The organism is Lachnoanaerobaculum sanguinis (assembly GCF_033242365.1).
Taxonomy (GTDB): domain Bacteria; phylum Bacillota; class Clostridia; order Lachnospirales; family Lachnospiraceae; genus Lachnoanaerobaculum; species Lachnoanaerobaculum sanguinis.
The window spans coordinates 13,465-31,806 of record NZ_BTHK01000002.1 but is presented as its reverse complement, the minus strand read 5'-3'; the positions used below and the strand labels follow the sequence as shown (position 1 = coordinate 31,806).

General features: G+C 35.6%; 11 protein-coding genes and 1 tRNA gene. 2 read left to right on the top strand and 10 right to left on the bottom strand.

Features of this window, described 5'->3' with window-relative positions; all coding sequences use genetic code 11:
• Nucleotides 1–107: 107 nt before the first annotated feature.
• From SBH76_RS01400 to serS, 6 genes are all read right to left on the bottom strand, one after another.
• On the bottom strand, nt 108–695 hold the full coding sequence (locus SBH76_RS01400; RefSeq protein WP_317976521.1) for a Maf family protein: 588 nt from the start codon (nt 693–695) through the stop codon (nt 108–110).
• The gene (addA, locus tag SBH76_RS01395) at nt 692–4,138 is read right to left on the bottom strand and encodes a helicase-exonuclease AddAB subunit AddA (RefSeq protein ID WP_317976645.1); all 3,447 of its coding nucleotides are present in this window, start codon (nt 4,136–4,138) and stop codon (nt 692–694) included. Before addA ends, SBH76_RS01400 begins: the two co-directional genes overlap by 4 nt.
• The gene (locus SBH76_RS01390) at nt 4,128–7,493 is read right to left on the bottom strand and encodes a PD-(D/E)XK nuclease family protein (protein WP_317976520.1); all 3,366 of its coding nucleotides are present in this window, start codon (nt 7,491–7,493) and stop codon (nt 4,128–4,130) included. Before SBH76_RS01390 ends, addA begins: the two co-directional genes overlap by 11 nt.
• 80 nt (nt 7,494–7,573) lie before the next feature.
• Complete coding sequence (locus SBH76_RS01385) at nt 7,574–8,773, bottom strand: NADP-dependent isocitrate dehydrogenase (RefSeq protein ID WP_317976519.1); 1,200 nt, start codon at nt 8,771–8,773, stop codon at nt 7,574–7,576.
• Nucleotides 8,774–8,797: 24 nt separating this feature from the next.
• A complete protein-coding gene (locus SBH76_RS01380; protein WP_317976518.1) occupies nt 8,798–9,166 on the bottom strand; it encodes a VOC family protein in 369 nt (122 codons plus the stop codon).
• A 55-nt stretch (nt 9,167–9,221) separates the two neighbouring features.
• Nucleotides 9,222–10,505: a serine--tRNA ligase gene (gene serS, locus SBH76_RS01375; RefSeq protein ID WP_317976517.1), complete on the bottom strand. Its 1,284-nt coding sequence runs from the start codon at nt 10,503–10,505 to the stop codon at nt 9,222–9,224.
• A gap of 187 nt (nt 10,506–10,692) precedes the next feature.
• Here serS and SBH76_RS01370 point away from each other — a divergent pair, with 187 nt between their 5' ends.
• The gene (locus SBH76_RS01370) at nt 10,693–11,112 is read left to right on the top strand and encodes a pyridoxamine 5'-phosphate oxidase family protein (protein WP_317976516.1); all 420 of its coding nucleotides are present in this window, start codon (nt 10,693–10,695) and stop codon (nt 11,110–11,112) included.
• A gap of 72 nt (nt 11,113–11,184) precedes the next feature.
• On the opposite strand, the gene SBH76_RS01365 is transcribed toward SBH76_RS01370, so the two are convergent.
• Nucleotides 11,185–12,948 (bottom strand): zinc ribbon domain-containing protein, encoded by a 1,764-nt coding sequence (locus SBH76_RS01365; protein ID WP_317976515.1) that lies wholly within the window; start codon nt 12,946–12,948, stop codon nt 11,185–11,187.
• Between the two features lie 197 nt (nt 12,949–13,145).
• On the opposite strand from SBH76_RS01365, the gene SBH76_RS01360 reads away from it, so the two are divergent.
• Nucleotides 13,146–13,235: transfer RNA gene (locus tag SBH76_RS01360), tRNA-Ser, on the top strand.
• A gap of 163 nt (nt 13,236–13,398) precedes the next feature.
• Here the strand turns inward: SBH76_RS01360 and SBH76_RS01355 are convergent.
• The 3 genes from SBH76_RS01355 to SBH76_RS01345 are packed head-to-tail and all read right to left on the bottom strand — an operon-like array spanning nt 13,399 to nt 18,339.
• Nucleotides 13,399–13,956, bottom strand: coding sequence for a KwaA family protein (locus tag SBH76_RS01355; protein ID WP_317976514.1), 558 nt, complete (start codon nt 13,954–13,956; stop codon nt 13,399–13,401).
• Between the two features lie 12 nt (nt 13,957–13,968).
• Nucleotides 13,969–14,898, bottom strand: a complete 930-nt coding sequence (locus SBH76_RS01350) for a Kiwa anti-phage protein KwaB-like domain-containing protein (RefSeq protein WP_317976513.1) — start codon at nt 14,896–14,898, stop codon at nt 13,969–13,971.
• 12 nt (nt 14,899–14,910) lie between these two features.
• Complete coding sequence (locus SBH76_RS01345; protein WP_317976512.1) at nt 14,911–18,339, bottom strand: type I restriction endonuclease subunit R; 3,429 nt, start codon at nt 18,337–18,339, stop codon at nt 14,911–14,913.
• Between the last annotated feature and the right edge of the window lie 3 nt (nt 18,340–18,342).

Sequence of the window (18,342 nt, the reverse complement as noted above, 5' to 3'; positions counted from 1 at the left end):
CCAATTAGATTAGAAAGGAAAATATAGTATTGCATAGTTGGTTAGAATAATCTAACTTATAATATTATAGCAAAAAAAAAGAAAGAAAAACAATGAAATTTCCAATCCTAAATGTAATTTCTCAAATGTTCCCTATAAAGTCTACCTATCGGTAATCCCATTACATTGTAATAATCACCTTCTATTCCGACTATATATCTTGAAAAATATCCCTGTATTGCGTAGGCTCCGGCTTTATCATAGGGTTCTTTTTTATCTAAATAATCTTCTGTTTCCTCATCTGAAAGTTTGGCTACTTCCACCGGAGTATCATCTACAAAACTCTCATAGCTTTTCTTAATAGAATTATAAACACATACCGCCGTATATACTCTATGCTTTCTGCCGGAAATGGCTTCAATCATCCGTTTTGCATCTTCTCTTGATTTCGGTTTCCCAAGTATTTTACCTTCAAATGCCACTATGGTGTCCGCAGCTATTACGATAAAATCATTTTCCTTGTATTTTAGTGTCGCCTGCTCTACAATATCTATCGCCTTTTGGCAGGCCTGCTTTTCACAGGCCTCCCTCGGGTCTTTACTGTCTATCTCGGTTTCCTTATCCGAAACCATTATCTCAAAATCAAGTCCGATCTGACTTAATAATTCCTTTCTTCTGGGCGATGCCGAAGCAAGAATTATTTTTATATCTTTCATTCTATTCTTATCTCCTTATCAAGTGCAAATGAATATATGAAAATATCATTTACTATTTTACCTGTACTCATTTCCAGTGATTTTTTATAAAGCAGGAGCTGGGTTTTATATCTCTTTATAAGTGTTTCTGCATCTCTTACATTATCGGTCTTATAATCCACCAAAATTATATTGTCATCTTTTTCAATATATGCGTCTATAATTCCCTGTATAAGTATTGTCTCATCGCTCTCACCCATACCTGCTTCCTTAGCTGAGATTCCCATAATAAATTGATTTTCTCTTTTCAAGTTCTCATTATACTTTATAAAGTCAGCTCCAAGTTTACTGTCTAAAAACTTTACTATATCAAGAGGGTTGATAAGTTCTCTGTATACAGGATTATTTAAAAGTGAAATTTCTTCTTTTACAAAGTCCTCTCTACTGCTGAAATTATCAATATTTTCATAGTGAATCTTTTGCATCAACTTATGATATGCATTTCCCCTCTCGCTTGCATTTCCGGCATTTATACTCGGCTTTTTATTTTCCTTCACTTCAAACTCTTCACTCTGTGACATTCTCTTTATCTCGGATACCGAGAATTTTGTCTTTAAATCGATATTTTCAGCATATGGATAGCTGTATTCGAGCCTGTTTTTTAAATTATCATACTCATTCTCACTCAACTCTTCAAACACCTTATGAAGATCTCTTACCTCTTTTTGAGTTTCTACCTCTTCTTTTAAGAGCATATTATAATCATATGTTTTAATATCAAAATGTACATTGTCACGTCCCAAAAGTATCATATCCAGGTATGAATTGCAGGATCTTATATCAAGAAAACTCGGGGAATCTTTCATTTTTTCAAGTTCCTTTTGGGCATCACTGCAGCTTCCCGAAATGATCATCTTTTCCATAGCTCTGGTAAGCGCCACATACAATACTCTCAGCTCCTCGCCCATAAGATCCACATTCAGCTTATGTTTTATTACATTCTGCTTTATAGAGCTGTCTTTTATATTTTTTTCACTGTCAATATACTGTACACCCAATCCGAAGTCGGTATCTATTACCATACCCTGCCTTAAATCCGTTTTATTGAATTTTTTATGTGCACATGCAAGGAAACATACCGGAAATTCCAGTCCCTTTGACTTATGTATAGTCATGATTCTTACTATATCATCATTTTCAGATAGTATACCTGCCTCACCGAAGTCATTGTCAAAGTCCTTTAACTTGGCAATATATCTGATAAAATTATAAAGCCCGCTATATCCCGAATTACTGAATGTCTTTGCCTTATTTATAAGCAACATCAGATTTGCTCTTCTGACCTGTCCTCCCGGCATAGCCGCTATCAGGTTTAAAAAGTCGGTCTCATTATAAATATCCTGCAAAAGGGCCGCAATATTCATATATGCGGATTTTCTTCTGTATTTATTTAAGAATTCCAGAGCATTTTTTATTTTTTCTCTTGTTTCAAGCTCAATATTGCTTTCACTTCCCTCATACAAAATAGCATCCATCATTCTAATCTTTGCCGACTTTTCTATATTCTTTGATTTCCTGTACGCAGAAACAATATTTGCAAGTTCCAGATCTGTTATTCCAACAAGGTTTGAGTTAAGAAATGCCGTAAGGTCCACATCTGAATAAGGATTGTCAATTGCAGCAAGTATAGCAAGTATCTTTCTTACCTCAAAAGTCTTAAAATATCCTTTATTACTTTCGGCATATGCCGGAATATTTTCATCATTTAACACCTTCGCAATGCTCTCACCTATATTGCTTCGCACAAGGATTACAATATCGCTGTACTTTAAATCCCTGCCTTCGCCTACTTTAAGCTCCGTCTTAAGCTCCTTTATTCTTTTTGCAATAGCTCTTGCCTCAAGTTCTATGGCATTTGTATCATCTTCTATATCCGAGGTCTGTGTAAGCATTATTTCACTGATATATTCTTTTCCCTCTTTAAAATCCGCACCGAGATAAAGTGCCGCATCATCATCATACTCAATTCCACCTGTGTTTTCTTTCATAATCTTTTTGAAAATAGCATTTGCACTACTGAGCACATTACTGCGGCTTCTGAAGTTCTTACTGAGAATTACCTTCTTTTGTATTTCATCATCAAAATCGGCCTTTTCAAAGTGTGTAAAACTCTTGTACTTATCCATAAAAAGCTGTGGTGAAGCCTGACGAAAACCGTATATAGACTGCTTTACATCACCTACCATAAATATATTGTTCTTTTCAATAGCCGTCACAATGGCTTCCTGTAAGTAGTTTGAATCCTGATATTCGTCAATATATATTTCACTGAACTCTTTTCTATAACGCTTTGCAATCTCTGTAGGGTTTTTATTTTCATCCAAGAGTATTCCAAGTGCCATATGCTCTATATCCGAAAAGTCTACAATATTTTTATCCCTCTTCTTTTCGTTAAAAAGCGCAATATATTTCTTTGTCAAATCTACAATTGCTCTGATCTTCGGCTTTTCCTTTGTTTCCTCTTCCAAAAGCCTTTTTTTGTCAAAACAATACTCCTCTGAAAGTTTTGATATGGCTTTCTTATATGCATCTCTAAGTCCCTTGGCCTTTTCCTTTAATTCTTCATTGCCACCCTTTACGGACTTTAGTCTGCCGAAACCTACATTATTCAGTCTTTCGGACAATTCAAATATATCACCGGCATTTTTTATATTGCCGATACTTGATTGCTCTTCTAAAATATTATCAAGATATTGCACAGGACCTTCATCCTCATTACAAATCTCTATTATTTCCTTTATGTCGGACAAAATGGAATCAATACTTCTGCTTATCTCATTAAAAATATACTCCTGCCACTCATCTCCCTTTTCATTCAATGAATCCAGCCATTCTTCCGGCCATGGCTTACTGATTGCAAAGCGATACAGCTTTTCGATAAACTCCGATATGCTTCTATCTCCCTTGGTATTTGCAAAGGCATCTGAAAGTTCAATAAAGTCTTCACTCCCCGCATCATACTCACTTTCCAAAAGCTCCTCCATCGTGTCGGCTCTTAAAAGTGATATTTCACTCTCATCAGCCACACTGAATGCCGGATCTATATCTATTTTGTCTATATTTTCCTTCAGTATTGAAAGGCAAAAGCTGTCGGTGGTCATTATCTTTGCTGATGATAGAAGTATTGACTGTTCCTTAAGTCTTTTAAATTCTTTGGAATCATTATCATGCTTTTCCATTTCCTTTAAAAGCGCATTATAAATTTTCTCCTTCATGGAAGCGGCTGCGGCTCTGGTAAATGTCATCACCAAAAGAGAATCCACATCTATGGGGTTTTCACTGTCTGTAATCTTTTTTATAATTCTTTCGACCAGTACTGCGGTCTTTCCGCTTCCGGCCGCTGCAGATACCAATATACTGCCCTTTTTTATATCTATTGCCGCCTGTTGTGCCTCAGTCCACATTTTTTTCACTCTCCATCTTTTTCCAAATTTCATCATCTTTTATAGGTGTCAAGCTGTTGTATGAGAATCCTTCTATTCCCTCATCAAAACCGCATATGGCGGTATATGGACAGTAATCGCATTTTGCCAAGCCTCTCCTTAATGACGGTTTTATACTTATCTCACCGCTTAAGATATTTTCAGCCGTATCCTTCGCCTTTTGTCTTACATACTCCCTAAGGAAATTTATTCTTTTTGTACTTGCTACACTTGCAGATTTTGCAAAGCTTCCGTCCTTTTTGGTGGAAACGGGTATTACATCACTCTCGGTTACAAAACTTCTGTCCAGATTTTTTATTATATCAAGATCCGTATTTACTATTCCGCTCGGCTTAAGCTTATTTAAAACGGCATTCTCATTTTTTGCCTCATCTCTGGTAAGGAAAGGTGTATCTATATGATAATAGAAAAATGCTGCAGGTAATATCTCTTTACCCGATCTTGAGAGCTGCTCCATTACAGCATCAAGGTATATAACCAGCTGCAATGCTCTTCCATAATATGGCATATCTGTTTCCCATTTCGTATTTCCGGTCTTATAATCTATTATCTTAACAAGTGTCTTTCCGTCCGTATCACAGGTATCCACCCTGTCGATCTTTCCTCTCAGATACATTTTTGCACCGTTTTTCAAGTCAATATTTAGGGCTTCAATATTGTCCTTTTCTACAAAAACTCTTTCAAAATCAAACGGCTTAAAGTTTCCGGCAGCAAGTTGCTTTGCCAGTACAAGCATTGTAAGCTTTGTCATTCTTACTATCTTTTCAAGCTGAAACTTTGACTTTTTGCTCTCTTCAAAGATATTACTTTTCTCTGATGCCATGCTTTCCTTTACAGCTTCATCCACAAGAGAGTAAAGTTCTGTCTCGTCCATATTTGCAACAGTTTTCTTTCTTGCTTTGGCATATCTGAAGCATCTTTCAAGCATCTCATGTACCAAAGTACCTATATCGGAAGCCTTGAATGAATGTACCTGTCTTTCTTCCACTCCCAAACCGTAGCTGATAAAATGCTCAAAAGGACAGCCGTTATAGTTTTCAAGCCTTGTTACACTTACACGAAGCTCCTCACCGAACAATTCCCTTGCGGCACTTTCTCCAATACCCGAGTCACGGTATATGTACATAGCGAAAGTTGTAAGCTTTCTGATAAATTCCTTATCAAAAAATGTAGCTACATACCTTAAAAAGTCCTCGTCAACATTCTCCTTCGCTCTCAGTTTTCTAAGATTGTCGGTCAAATATTCCTCGGCTTCAAATCTTGAGTATATTTCAGTCTCTTTTTGATTCTTTATTTCAATATTCGGGAAAATATTCTTTATCATATTTATAAGTATTGACGGCCTGCAACTCTTACCGTCAAAATCCATACCTGTAAGACTTACAAAGAGCTTGTTTGAAGGCTTTGTAAGCACCTGATATAAATAAAATCTTCCTGTATACAAATCTTCTCTGACAGTATCCGAAAGATTAAATCCGATAGATTTAAGTTCTCTTTTTTCCCTGTCATTTATAAGTCCGCCCGCATCCTTTACTGTGGGCAGGGAACCGTCATTTGCTCCACATACAAATAATGCCTTTATACTGCCAAGTCTCGTTCTTTTTAAATCACCTATAACAACCCTGTCAACTCTGTCAGGTATCATACCGAGCTTTATCTCTTCAAAGCCTGTATGCAAAAGATCTGAAAGCTCCTTTTTTGTTATACTCTCACCTTCAAGTATCAGCTCAAGCCTTTCAAAAAGACTTAGCACCTCATCAAGTACACCCTCATATTCTCTGGCTCTTTTTATATCATTACAAAATTCAAGCTCATTTTTTACATTCTCAAGCTTTTCCTCTATCCCCAGCTCATCAAATATTTTTCTGAAGGCATCACATACATCCTTTATATTTATTTTACTCTTACTCATCGCCTTATAAAGAGGAGAAATCTTTTCAAGCGCCGTATTTTTAAACTCATTTATCTCTTCAAGCTCAGTCTCTGAAAAACTCTTCGGCAAATATGTAAAATCTGTATGCAGCCTTTTATATCCTCTTATCCCGGTTTCAAGCAGATAATTATCAAGTAATGATACCATTCTGTAGTCAAAGTCCAAAAGACCGAGTCTTAAAAACCTGTTGACCGCATCATATGAAAAGTTATCGCTTATCAGAGCAATAAAAGCATTTATAAGTTCCACCAGTTCATTATTGTTTATATCCATCTTCTCATCAAGATAGTACGGGATTTCAAGCTGATGGAATCTGTTGGCAAGCGAGTTTGATACACCTTCCAAATCTCCGTATATTATCGCAATATCTCTGTATCTGTAGCCCTCATCCTTTACAAGTTTTAATATCTTATTTGCCACATAATCTATCTCATCAAGCGGATTTAGCAGGTGATTTATCTCGATATCTGAAACCTCTTTTGCTCTCTTACCGTCATATCTTAAAAAATGCTCTTCAAAAAAGTAAAGATCCTTTGAATTTTTAAACCTGTGTACTTCACCTGTATTTAAATTTATATCAGGCAGTCTTTTGATATCACATCTTTTAGCCATATCATTGATTTGAGAAATCATCTTTGTACTTATAAAAAACAAATCACTTTCAGATGACTTTATATCAGGATTTATGTTCTTTCCCAAAGTTATTGAAAATCTCACTTCTTTTGCAACCTTCATCAGATTTTCAACTATGCGGTTTTGTATCGGAGTAAATCCGGTATAACCGTCAAATAGTATAACCGCATCCTTTAGCAATTCACTGTTTTCAATATTTTGATTTAGTATATCAAGTACCTGTTCATTGGTAAAATATTTCCCTGCTATATATTCTCCAAAACCCTTTTTCAGCTTATAAATATCTTCAAGTTTTATTTTTAATAAGGAGTTTACTTCATTATTTTCCTGCTGCTCTTTTATAAATTTATCGCTTATATCATATTGCATAAACTCTGATATAAGTGATTTGATATTGTCTATAAAGCCTGCTTTTTGAAACTGCTTCTTCCATGCCTTTAACTCTACCTGATTTGCTATCTTTCTAAGTATAAGTGCCTTATCAAGCTCATCTAAAAGCTTAGGATTTTCTATATCCAGTTCTTCAAAAATTCTGTATGCAAGTCTGTTAAAGCTTAATACATCTATATTATTGCTTGCATGACTTGGATGCATCTGCACTATATCTTTTTGAGTCTGCATTGTGAACTGCTCAGGTACAATAATAAAATATCTTTTTTCCCTGTTCTTTATAGACTCATTTATAATATCGCTAAAAGCTCTATAGGTTTTTCCTGCACCCGATGCTCCAAAATAAAATCTGTATCCCATATTTCTCCTAAAAATGGCAGCTTCCATAGGAAACTGCCATCCATTGTTATGTATGAGGTAAACCCTCAGTCAATACCACATTATTGCAACTTCTTTGCAATCTCATGTATAAATTCTTCACTGTTTAAAACTTGTATATTCTCTAAGCTTGAAATCGCACCGAGATCACCTGTCATCTTACCTGACTCTATGGTGTCAAGAGTTGCCTTTTCAAGTCTGTTTGCAAAATTCACCAAATCAGGAAGATTATCAAGCTCTCCCCTCTTTCTTAGCGCACCGCTCCAAGCAAAGATGGTAGCCACCGAATTTGAAGAAGTACTCTCACCCTTCAAATATTTATAATAATGTCTTTGAACCGTACCATGTGCCGCCTCATACTCATAACATCCGTCAGGTGAAACAAGTACAGAGGTCATCATTGCAAGAGATCCGAATGCGGATGAGAGCATATCGCTCATTACATCTCCGTCATAGTTTTTACATGCCCAGATAAATCCGCCCTCGGATTTCATAACTCTGGCAACCGCATCATCTATAAGAGTGTAGAAGTATGTGATATTGGCCTCTTCAAACTTCTGCTTATATTCCTTTTCATATATCTCCTCAAAGATATCCTTAAAGGTATGATCATACTGCTTTGATATGGTATCCTTTGTAGCAAACCAAAGATCCTCTTTCTGACTCAAAGCATATTCAAAACAGGCTCTTGCAAAGCTTTCAATAGAAGCATCCAGATTGTGAACTCCCTGTGCAATACCGGCAGCTTTAAATTCATGTACAAGACTTCTCTTTTCATTACCATTGCTGTCTGTATATACCAGCTCCACCTTGCCCGGTCCGTCAATAATCATCTCAGTATTTTTGTATACATCACCATATGCATGACGTGCAATGGTAATAGGCTTTTTCCATGTTCTGACATTAGGCTCAATACCCTTTACCAATATAGGCTTTCTAAACACTGTTCCGTCTAAAATAGCTCTGATAGTACCGTTTGGAGATTTCCACATCTCCTTTAAGTCATATTCCTTAACTCTTGCGGCATTCGGGGTGATGGTAGCACATTTTACAGCTACTCCAAGTCTTTTTGTAGCATTGGCCGACTCCACAGTTACCTTATCGTCCGTTTCATCTCTGTGCTTTAATCCCAAGTCATAATATTCACTCTTCAAATCTACAAATGGAAGAATAAGCTCATCCTTAATCATCTTCCACAGAATCCTTGTCATCTCATCTCCATCCATCTCAACAAGTGGAGTAATCATCTGTATCTTCGCCATATTTACCTCTGATTCTATAAACTTTTATTTTTTAGGTACTATCTCTATCCAATATCCGTCCGGATCACTTATAAAATATATTCCCATACCCGGATTCTCATAGCATATTACGCCAAGCTTTTCATGTAATGCATGAGCCGCTTCCATATCATCTGTTTCAAGTGCAAGATGATATTCAAGCTCTCCTAAATTATATGGCTCTTTTCTGTCTCTCAAATATGTAAGTTCAAGCTGAAATCCTGTTTCCTTATCTCCAAGATAAACCAAAGTGAATGATCCGTCTGCTGCTTCCTTTGTTCTTACAGGCTCAAGACCAAGCGCTTTCTTATAAAACTTCAAACTTCTCTCTAAATCAAGTACATTAAAATTAAAATGTGCAAATGAAAATTTCATTTTTATCCCTTTCATTACAATATACACCCTGTATATTCTACAGGGTGTAATATTTTTAACCTTTTATAACTTCTTTTCCACCCATATAAGGTCTGAGTGCTACCGGTATTCTTATGCTTCCGTCTTCATTGAGATTGTTCTCAAGGAATGCGATAAGCATACGAGGTGGTGCAACCACTGTATTATTAAGTGTGTGTGCAAAATATTTATTTCCGTTTTCGTCTTTTACTCTGATTCTAAGTCTTCTACTCTGTGCATCTCCAAGATTTGAGCAGCTTCCCACCTCAAAGTACTTCTTCTGTCTTGGTGACCATGCCTCTACGTCACATGATTTCACCTTAAGATCTGCAAGATCTCCCGAACAACACTCAAGTGTTCTTACAGGTACATCAAGAGATCTGAAAAGATCAACAGTATTCTGCCATAATTTCTCATACCACATCTTTGACTCTTCAGGCTTGCAGACAACTATCATTTCCTGCTTCTCAAACTGGTGTATACGATAAACACCTCTCTCCTCAATACCATGTGCTCCCTTTTCTTTTCTGAAACATGGTGAATAAGATGTAAGTGTATATGGCAACTTAGCCTCATCATTTAATGTATCAATAAATTTTCCGATCATAGAGTGCTCACTTGTACCGATAAGATAAAGGTCTTCTCCCTCAATCTTGTACATCATTGCATCCATCTCGGCAAAGCTCATTACACCTGTAACCACTTCGGATCTGATCATGAAAGGAGGTACACAGTATGTAAATCCTCTCTCAATCATAAAATCTCTTGCATAAGATATTACAGCTGAATGAAGTCTGGCAATATCTCCCATAAGATAGTAGAATCCGTTTCCTGCAACCTTTCTTGCGCTGTCAAGATCGATACCGTTAAGTTTTTCCATGATATCTGTATGATAAGGTATTTCAAACTCAGGTACAAAAGGCTCTCCGAATTTCTCGATTTCCACGTTCTCACTGTCATCCTTACCTATCGGTACACTAGGATCAATGATATTTGGAATGGTCATCATGATTTTCTTTACTTTTTCTTCAAGTTCAGCCTCAAACGGCTCCAAACCTGCCAATGTCTCACCGATACTTGCTACAGATGCCTTTACCTGCTCTGCTTCTTCCTTTTTGCCCTGCGCCATCAAAGCACCGATCTCTTTTGAGATCTTGTTTCTCTTTGATCTGAGTTCATCAGCCTCAGCCTTTGTCTTTCTAAGCTTTTCGTCAAGTTCTATAACTTCGTCAACCATCGGAAGTTTAAAATCCTGAAATTTGTTTTTTATATTCTGTCTTACAATATCCGGATTTTCTCTTAAAAATTTAATATCAATCATGGCTTCCCCTTTTTCTCTATATCTAAATATTTAGACGATATCTTTTGATATCTTACATAGAGAAAAGTATACATCAAATGAGCTTTTATGTCTATTCCAAGTTGGTATTGAGTTACACGCAATATCGGCTTGATAAACCTTTTTCGGTATTGTATTATTCATTTATTATAAATAAACGGAGGTTTTCATGGATACACTAAAAGAATTCCAAAGAATCATGACTACACAGACTGACCTTGCTTTGTCAACCGTCGGAACAGACGGTAATCCAAATGTCAGAATAGTCAACTATTATTTTAATCCTAAAAATAATATCATATACTTTGCAACCTTTAAAGATAATAAAAAAGTACAAGAAATAGATCAAAATCGAAATGTAGCTTTTACAACAATCCCCACAAACGGCAATGAACATATAAAGGCAAGAGGAATTGCCGTAAGAAGCAAGCAAACTGTTTTTGATTTGGCAGATTGCTTTTGTAACAAGATACCCGATTACAAAAACACGATAGAACATGCAGGAAATTTATTGTTATTATATGAAATACACTTTAAAACAGCTACTGTTACTTTAGATTTATCCAATATTCAAACGATTACGTTATAAAAGAGGGGCTGACTGTCAGCCCCTTTTTTACTATTCTACATATTTACTTATATAAGCATAAAATATTTATTATTACTCTCCAAATTGCTTCAAACTGTCGCTGACTTGGTACTCGTATAACTTTGTACGGTTGCTTATTATTTTATTGTACATCTCATTGCCGTCTATAAAACCTCTTGTCGTATCGTAGGTATTTGGAAGAGTTGTGTAGTTAAGGAAAACACTTGTATTATTGGCTGCGGTAAAATCATTATCACTTAATTTCATTATATAGGTATATTCTACCGGATAATAAATTGTGGTAGTAGGAAATTTACCGTTTGCGTCCGACAAATTAGCCTTAAACACTACAAAGTATACATTTGTACCGTTAAACTGACGCTTGTCATCTGAGGTATACTGTAAATACTCTCCGGCAAATTCAATATCGCTTACCTGCATGTTCGGCTTATAATCTTTTGCAATATATGCGTCCAAAGTTACTCTTGCCTCATCCTGCAATGCTTTTCTGTATTCGTCGGTCATATCTTCAAGTTTGTGTACATATGACTGCTCCTTGAACTTTTCAAAACCGTCTCCGGCTTCTATGACTGTATTCTTATAGTTGCTGTTATAAAGCTCACTTGGGAACTTAAATCCCTTTGTATCACTGTTATCTCCGACTCCATAGGATTTGCCGACCAACTCCGGACCTGTCTTATAGCTTACCTTATCACTAAGCATTAGTGTCCTAAATGCCACAGGATAGTACATCTTTGTAGTCACATATTTATGTTCCACACTTGTAAGTACTCTGCTGTAAATGATGTATAATACATTGTATCCGTCCACATTTGTTTTGAAAAGATAGCCTTCATACTTCAAGTCTGAAAGTGTAGTACCCTCACCATACGCACTGTCTGTATATTCTTTTATAGCCTCTGTTGCTTTATCATTTGCTTCTTTTATAAAATCTTCCGGAAACTCACTGTATTTTGTTACATAAGTTTCAAGTCCCGATACGGTGTAACTTTCGCTCATTTTCTCAGGTACTCTTCCATATCTTGTTGCCAAGAAGCTGATTTCATCTTCATTAAGATCAAGACTTATTGTCACTACATCATCGTTTTTCAGGTTATCATGCTTATCAATTTTAAACTTGCCTTTATGTATTATATCGTCACCACTATAAGTAAACTTAGCTTCTCCCTCCGGTGCAATCCCTGAAAACTCCACCTTTATATCTTTGAAAGGATCAAACTTCCCAAGTTCATATAAGTTTGATATTGAATATTCTCCATTCTTATACTTTAACTTATAATTTATACCCTTGGCTTTTTCATCATCCACCGTCCAGGTATACTTAACCTTTTCGCCATTGCTTAACTTTTCAGTCTTTTCAAGTTCTACTCCCGATACGGCATCATGAAGTACATACACAGGCTCAAAAGCATAGGTCAAAACACCGTACTCTTTTTTACCCTTGCTGCTGTACTTTATCTTTTTACCATAATCCTTTTCAAGCTTTTCCCAGTCAATATTTATACTTGCCTGTCCATAACCGTCATATCCGCTAGACTCAAAAGTGATATATTTGTTCAAATCAATAACTTTACTTGAATTCATAGCCAAAACAGCTATCAGAATAATAAGAAACGCAGCCATAGCACCTGCTATACCGAATATAAGATTTTTCGGTAACTTTTTTTGACTGCCGGGGGTACTACCGGTATTAGATATCTTTGTTCCGGTATCATTTTGATTCTGCTTCATGTTCACGTCCTCCATGGTAACTCCACAACTCTCACAAACCTTTGCTCCGTCGATGTTCATAGAACCACATTTTTTACACTGCATGCCTAACCCTCCCGAGATATTTTATTGTTGCCAATACCTTAACATAAATTGTATTATTTTTCAATCTATTTTATTGCTATATGACAATAAAATATTTATCTAAATGTGAGTTTCTTCTATATTAAATGTAATTATTGTGTTTTTCTTAATCATTATTAAGGTTGATTTAATTCGTATTTTTTTGTATACTAGAGCATGGAGGTGTATCGAAGTGGTCATAACGAGCCTGACTCGAAATCAGGTTGTCACTTTTTCGTGGCACGAGAGTTCGAATCTCTTCGCCTCCGTGAAAGTCTCATATTGGTAGCTCTTACTTCAATATTGTGAAACAATTTAAGTAAGAGCTTCAATCATGTACAAAGCAAAAATGACCATACAAAAGTAAAAATACTTCTGTATGGTCGTTTTTTTGCTCCAATATCAAAATGGTATACGAAATTGCTGTTATATTTATTTTTTTATATCCAACTTAATTTCATTGTTCAATGATTTTAAATATATATCTTCACCTTTATGTGCATTCAACAGTCTATTACTAATTATCTTACTTTGTATAATAACTTTATCTTCATTCTCAAGTTCACAGGTAAATATCTTAAAGTTAAATAGTTCTAACAATACATTGACACTAAAGTGATTATGGCTAATACATAAAAAACCAAGTGTTACAAAAAACACAAGAAATAGAATTACCTGATCCCATTTTGTAAAATCGAAAGCAAATAATGGAAGAATATATGACAATAAATATTCAGAAGTTATTGCCTTATCTTCTGTAACCTCCTTTATCATACGCTTATCTAATCCGTCTTCTGAATTTGTAGCAAATACAAATAATACTACTATTATGGATACAATACCTACCAGTACAATAATAAAAACACTTATTATTTCTGTCCATAGATTCTCAGTATTCTCAAACATACTTTTAATATCTATGAATATTATTGAAATCCACAAAGGGAGAAAAGAAGTAAAATAAAGACAGCTTGATACAATTTTTGACACTTATTATCCTCCTTATTCCCATTTTTTAGAACTTGAAACTTCCATAGGATTTTGATCAAATGGATCAACCATTCCCCTGCTACATAATATCTTAACTATCTTATCGGCAGCTCCCGGCTTACTCATATCAAACTTATCTCCAAAAAGTGGAATATTGAATTTATTGCTTACTATCGCTCTGATATTAGCATCTGTTAGTTTTTGCAAATATGATTCATTAAATGATAAAAACTTTCTCGGATTATGTCCACGACTTGCAACACTTCTAAATATCTCAGCTTCATTGAATATATTTAAATCTATAATATTTGTAATTTTCTTTTCACAAATGGATTTATATGCTCTTTCCATATTAAATAAGTTTTCTCCGGCAAGTGTTAACATATAAACTATATTATCTATAATAACAACATCTATCGTTTTTCTTAGCGAAATTACTTTGTCTGAAATTTCTTTGAATGTTCCATTTGAAAACCAATATTTATTACTTAATGATGTGATAGGGTTCTGCATTGAAATGAGCTTAACAGCCACATCTTCTCCACTAATAGAAATCACACCTTTAATTACATATGCTTGTGCTTGAAACTCAAGTGGATTAAGCTCAGAATCCGGATTTCCAATAGCTTCAATAAATAGCTGATATTCATTTGAAATAAGTTCACTATCTTTTTCTAATTTGTAAATAGTTTTATCTATTGTTGATCCATCATAATCAGTCACATTCTCAAACATATTTTCTAACCCTTTTTCTTGAGAACAATATCTAGCATTAATCTCAGTTAAAAAATTCATAAGTGTACCCTTTGGAGATAATGTAACCTCTCGTCCACAATATGACGTTCCATTTCTTCTTGAATTTTTTATTTGTAGAAGCTGTAGTGACCAGTCATCACGGGAATCTAAATTTTCAAATACACTTTTTATTTTACTTATTGACATACAAACCTCTGATTAATTATTTTTATTTCCATATGGAATGTTATCATCCGCAACCTGTTTAGTTCCTTTTGTAGAAACAGAATAGGTAAAATGAATAACACTATTTTCAGATTTAGCCTCTGAATGCTCCTCAAAGTTTTCTACCTGCTCCATTACCTTATTAAAAACTTCCGGGCTATACTGTGGCGGATAGCCATTCTTAATCAGACAAATCTTTATATCAAGCTTTAATTGATTACGAACATTCTGGTTATTAAGCCAGTCTGCAAATGAGGACTTCGTATCTATAATTTCCTTAACTTTTTTGGCAAGAGATTTACATTTATCATTAATCAAAACTCCATCAACCTCTTTGTCTTCACCATATTCAAAATTATGTTGGTCACGAAGAGCAATCAGAATATCATAGAATGCCTTTTCTTCAAAAGTTAATCCTATCTTACGGAAACTTTCTCTATCTTCATTCATTTGACGAAGGATTTCTAAGGCTTGCTTAGTTGCAGCCTTGATAATATCTTCTGACGCTGTTTCCTGAGTTACTCCTGCCTCTTCGGCAGTAAGGTGCTTTCTTCTTTCATGATATTCAGCAATGGTCTTTTCCAGCATTTCTTGAAAAGACTTTGCAGCTAACTGATTAACTTTACTATACTCTTTAATCTGCTTTCGAAGCATTTTGATAAGCAATTCCAGCTTTGTTGCCGGCATTTTCACATCAGATAACTTCTCAAAATATTCCGGAGAGAAGATATCTTCTTCCTCACCGCTTTCAAGAACACTTTCTACCTGATTGTATTTCAACGCTTCTTCAACCATTTTTGAAACCACACGGTTCATGGTATCCGCATCGACATCACTTGTTCCACTCATTTTACGTACAAAGCCGGCAATAGCCATAAAACACTGAGCGAGAGCAGATTCTTCTTCTCCCAGATTACCTGAAGGTTGACAAATATCATAGGCACCTCTCATTCTCTTAACCGTTTTTAAAAAATATGTCATAAAAGAAACCTGATTATTTTTTACAGCTCCTTCCATATGCAAAATCTCCGTGGAAGCAAAAACATACTCAGCCGCTTTGGAAAGTAATTTATATCTTTCAAACGGATTACAATCAGGGTTCAAGAAGGGAGCCAAATTATAATCACTAAACAACGATTTAAGTACTTCTAGTTCTTCTCTAAAGACAGAGGTAGCTTGCTCAACATCATCTGATGTCGGTGCAACAGAAGTATCTCCACCATAAATCTTCATGGCTTCACGCATATTATTACGAATACCTATGTAGTCGATAATCATGCCATAATCCTTGCCGGGGTATTTTCTATTCACGCGGCTAATTGTCTGAATCAGCAAGTGTTTCTTTAAAGGTTTATCATTGTATAAATAGGTAAGTGACGGAACATCAAACCCTGTAATCCACATATCCACTACAATCACAATACGAAAGTTAGATTTTTCCTTCTTAAAAGATATATCTAATTCTTCAGAACGTTTGTCATTTTTCACTCCTCCAAGATAGTTATACATCTCGGATTCATCATTGCTACCTACACTGGACACCATAGCAATAAACGGCATAGGTTTTAATGCTTTCAATTCCTCATCTGTTACCTTAACTCCCTCCGGCGATTTCTTTTCTTGAAGCCATTCAGGATATTTTTCCTTGAATTTCAAAAGAAGGGAATACGCAATCTTTCTACTTGAGCATACAATCATTGCTTTTTGAACTCTATCCGGATCAGCATCACAAGATGCCGTATAATGGTCATGAATATCAGCAGCAAGTCTTTCCAATCTTGACGGTTCTGCGAGTATTACTTCAATAGAACTCATAGCCCGTTTACTTGCTTCAATATCATCATATGTTGCTCCATCATCAGCACATAGTTTATAGTAATCTTCAATTTCCTTAGCTTTTTTCGTATCCAACAATACCTTTGCAATGCGAGGATGATACTTAATAGAAACGGTAAGACCGTCTGCAACTGCTTGATCCATTGTATATCTATCAATTTCATCACCGAAGGTCTGATAAGTTTCAGCAATAGGTGTTCCTGTGAAGCCTACAAAAGTTGCATGTGGAAATGCTTCTTTCAGTACCTTTGCATATGGTTTTGATACCATTGCTTTCATGTTTTCATCTGTATCCTTGCTAAACTGTATCTTTTTAGAATGTTCAAGTTGTGTTCTGTGTGCTTCATCAGAGAAACATATAATATTCTTACGATCATTAATCAGACCGATTTTATCCTCTTCTCTGTCACAGAACTTCTGAATAGTACAAATATAAAATCCGCCGCTCTGTCTTGCACCAATTTCCTGCCTTAACTGTGCTCGATTTTTTACGACAGACACTTCCCCAAGATTTAAAAAATCTTTACTCTTGGTGAATAGCTTTGCCCCTTGTTTTTGTAATTCCTCTCGATCTACAATCAGAATAATTGTGGGTGAACCGATTTCCGGAATGTTAGAGCATCTAAGAGCAAGCTGTCGGGCAAGGAAAGCCATGGTATATGTTTTACCGCATCCTGTTGCACCAAAATATGTTCCACCTTTACCACTTTTAGTAACGACAGAATTGGCTATGCTCTGTTTCAAAAGCTTGGACGCAAAAAACTGGGGATATCTACATACTATTTCCACTTCCGCACTGTCATAAATGCTGTCTTGAAAATAAATATAATCTCTAAAAATTTCTAAAAATCTCTCCGGTGAATACACACCCTTAATCATTGTTTCTGTCTCTGCAAATGGCAAGGTCGAAACTTGGTCACCGTCATTCACACGCCTCCAAGCATAAAAATGCTCATAAGGTGTACGCACCGTTCCAAGTCTTGTTTTAACTCCGTCTGAGATACAAGCCAATGGGCAGTAGTGTAATAAATGCGGAATATCCCTCCAATAACGAATAGTAATCTGCTCCCAAGCATCGTAAACTGTTGCATGAGCATCGGCAGGATTTTTCAGTTCTATGACACACAACGGCATCCCATTTACAAACAACAGCACATCCGGTCTGCGATTCTCCTTTTGTCTGTTATTTGTATACTCAACCGTAAACTGATTAACTACTCTAAAGATATTATTAGCGGGATTCTCAAAATCTATAAGTGATACCATTTTTGCCGTACCGTCTTGCAATGTAAACTGAATACCGTCAACCATCCATCCATAAACCTTATGTAATGTAGCAAAATCACTCTCTGCACCAACAAGACGAACATTATCAAAAATCTTTATAACCTCATCCTTTGTAAGTTCAGGATTTGTATCAGAGATAAACTTTTGGAAATCGTCAGCAATCAATACATCTCTTTTATTTATACGTTGTATATTATTGCCTGAGATATACTCCCAACCTTCCACTTCCAAAAATCCTATAAAGGCATACTCATATTCAGACTCACAGTAGTGACCGTTATACTCCTTTAGCTTTGCCATAGA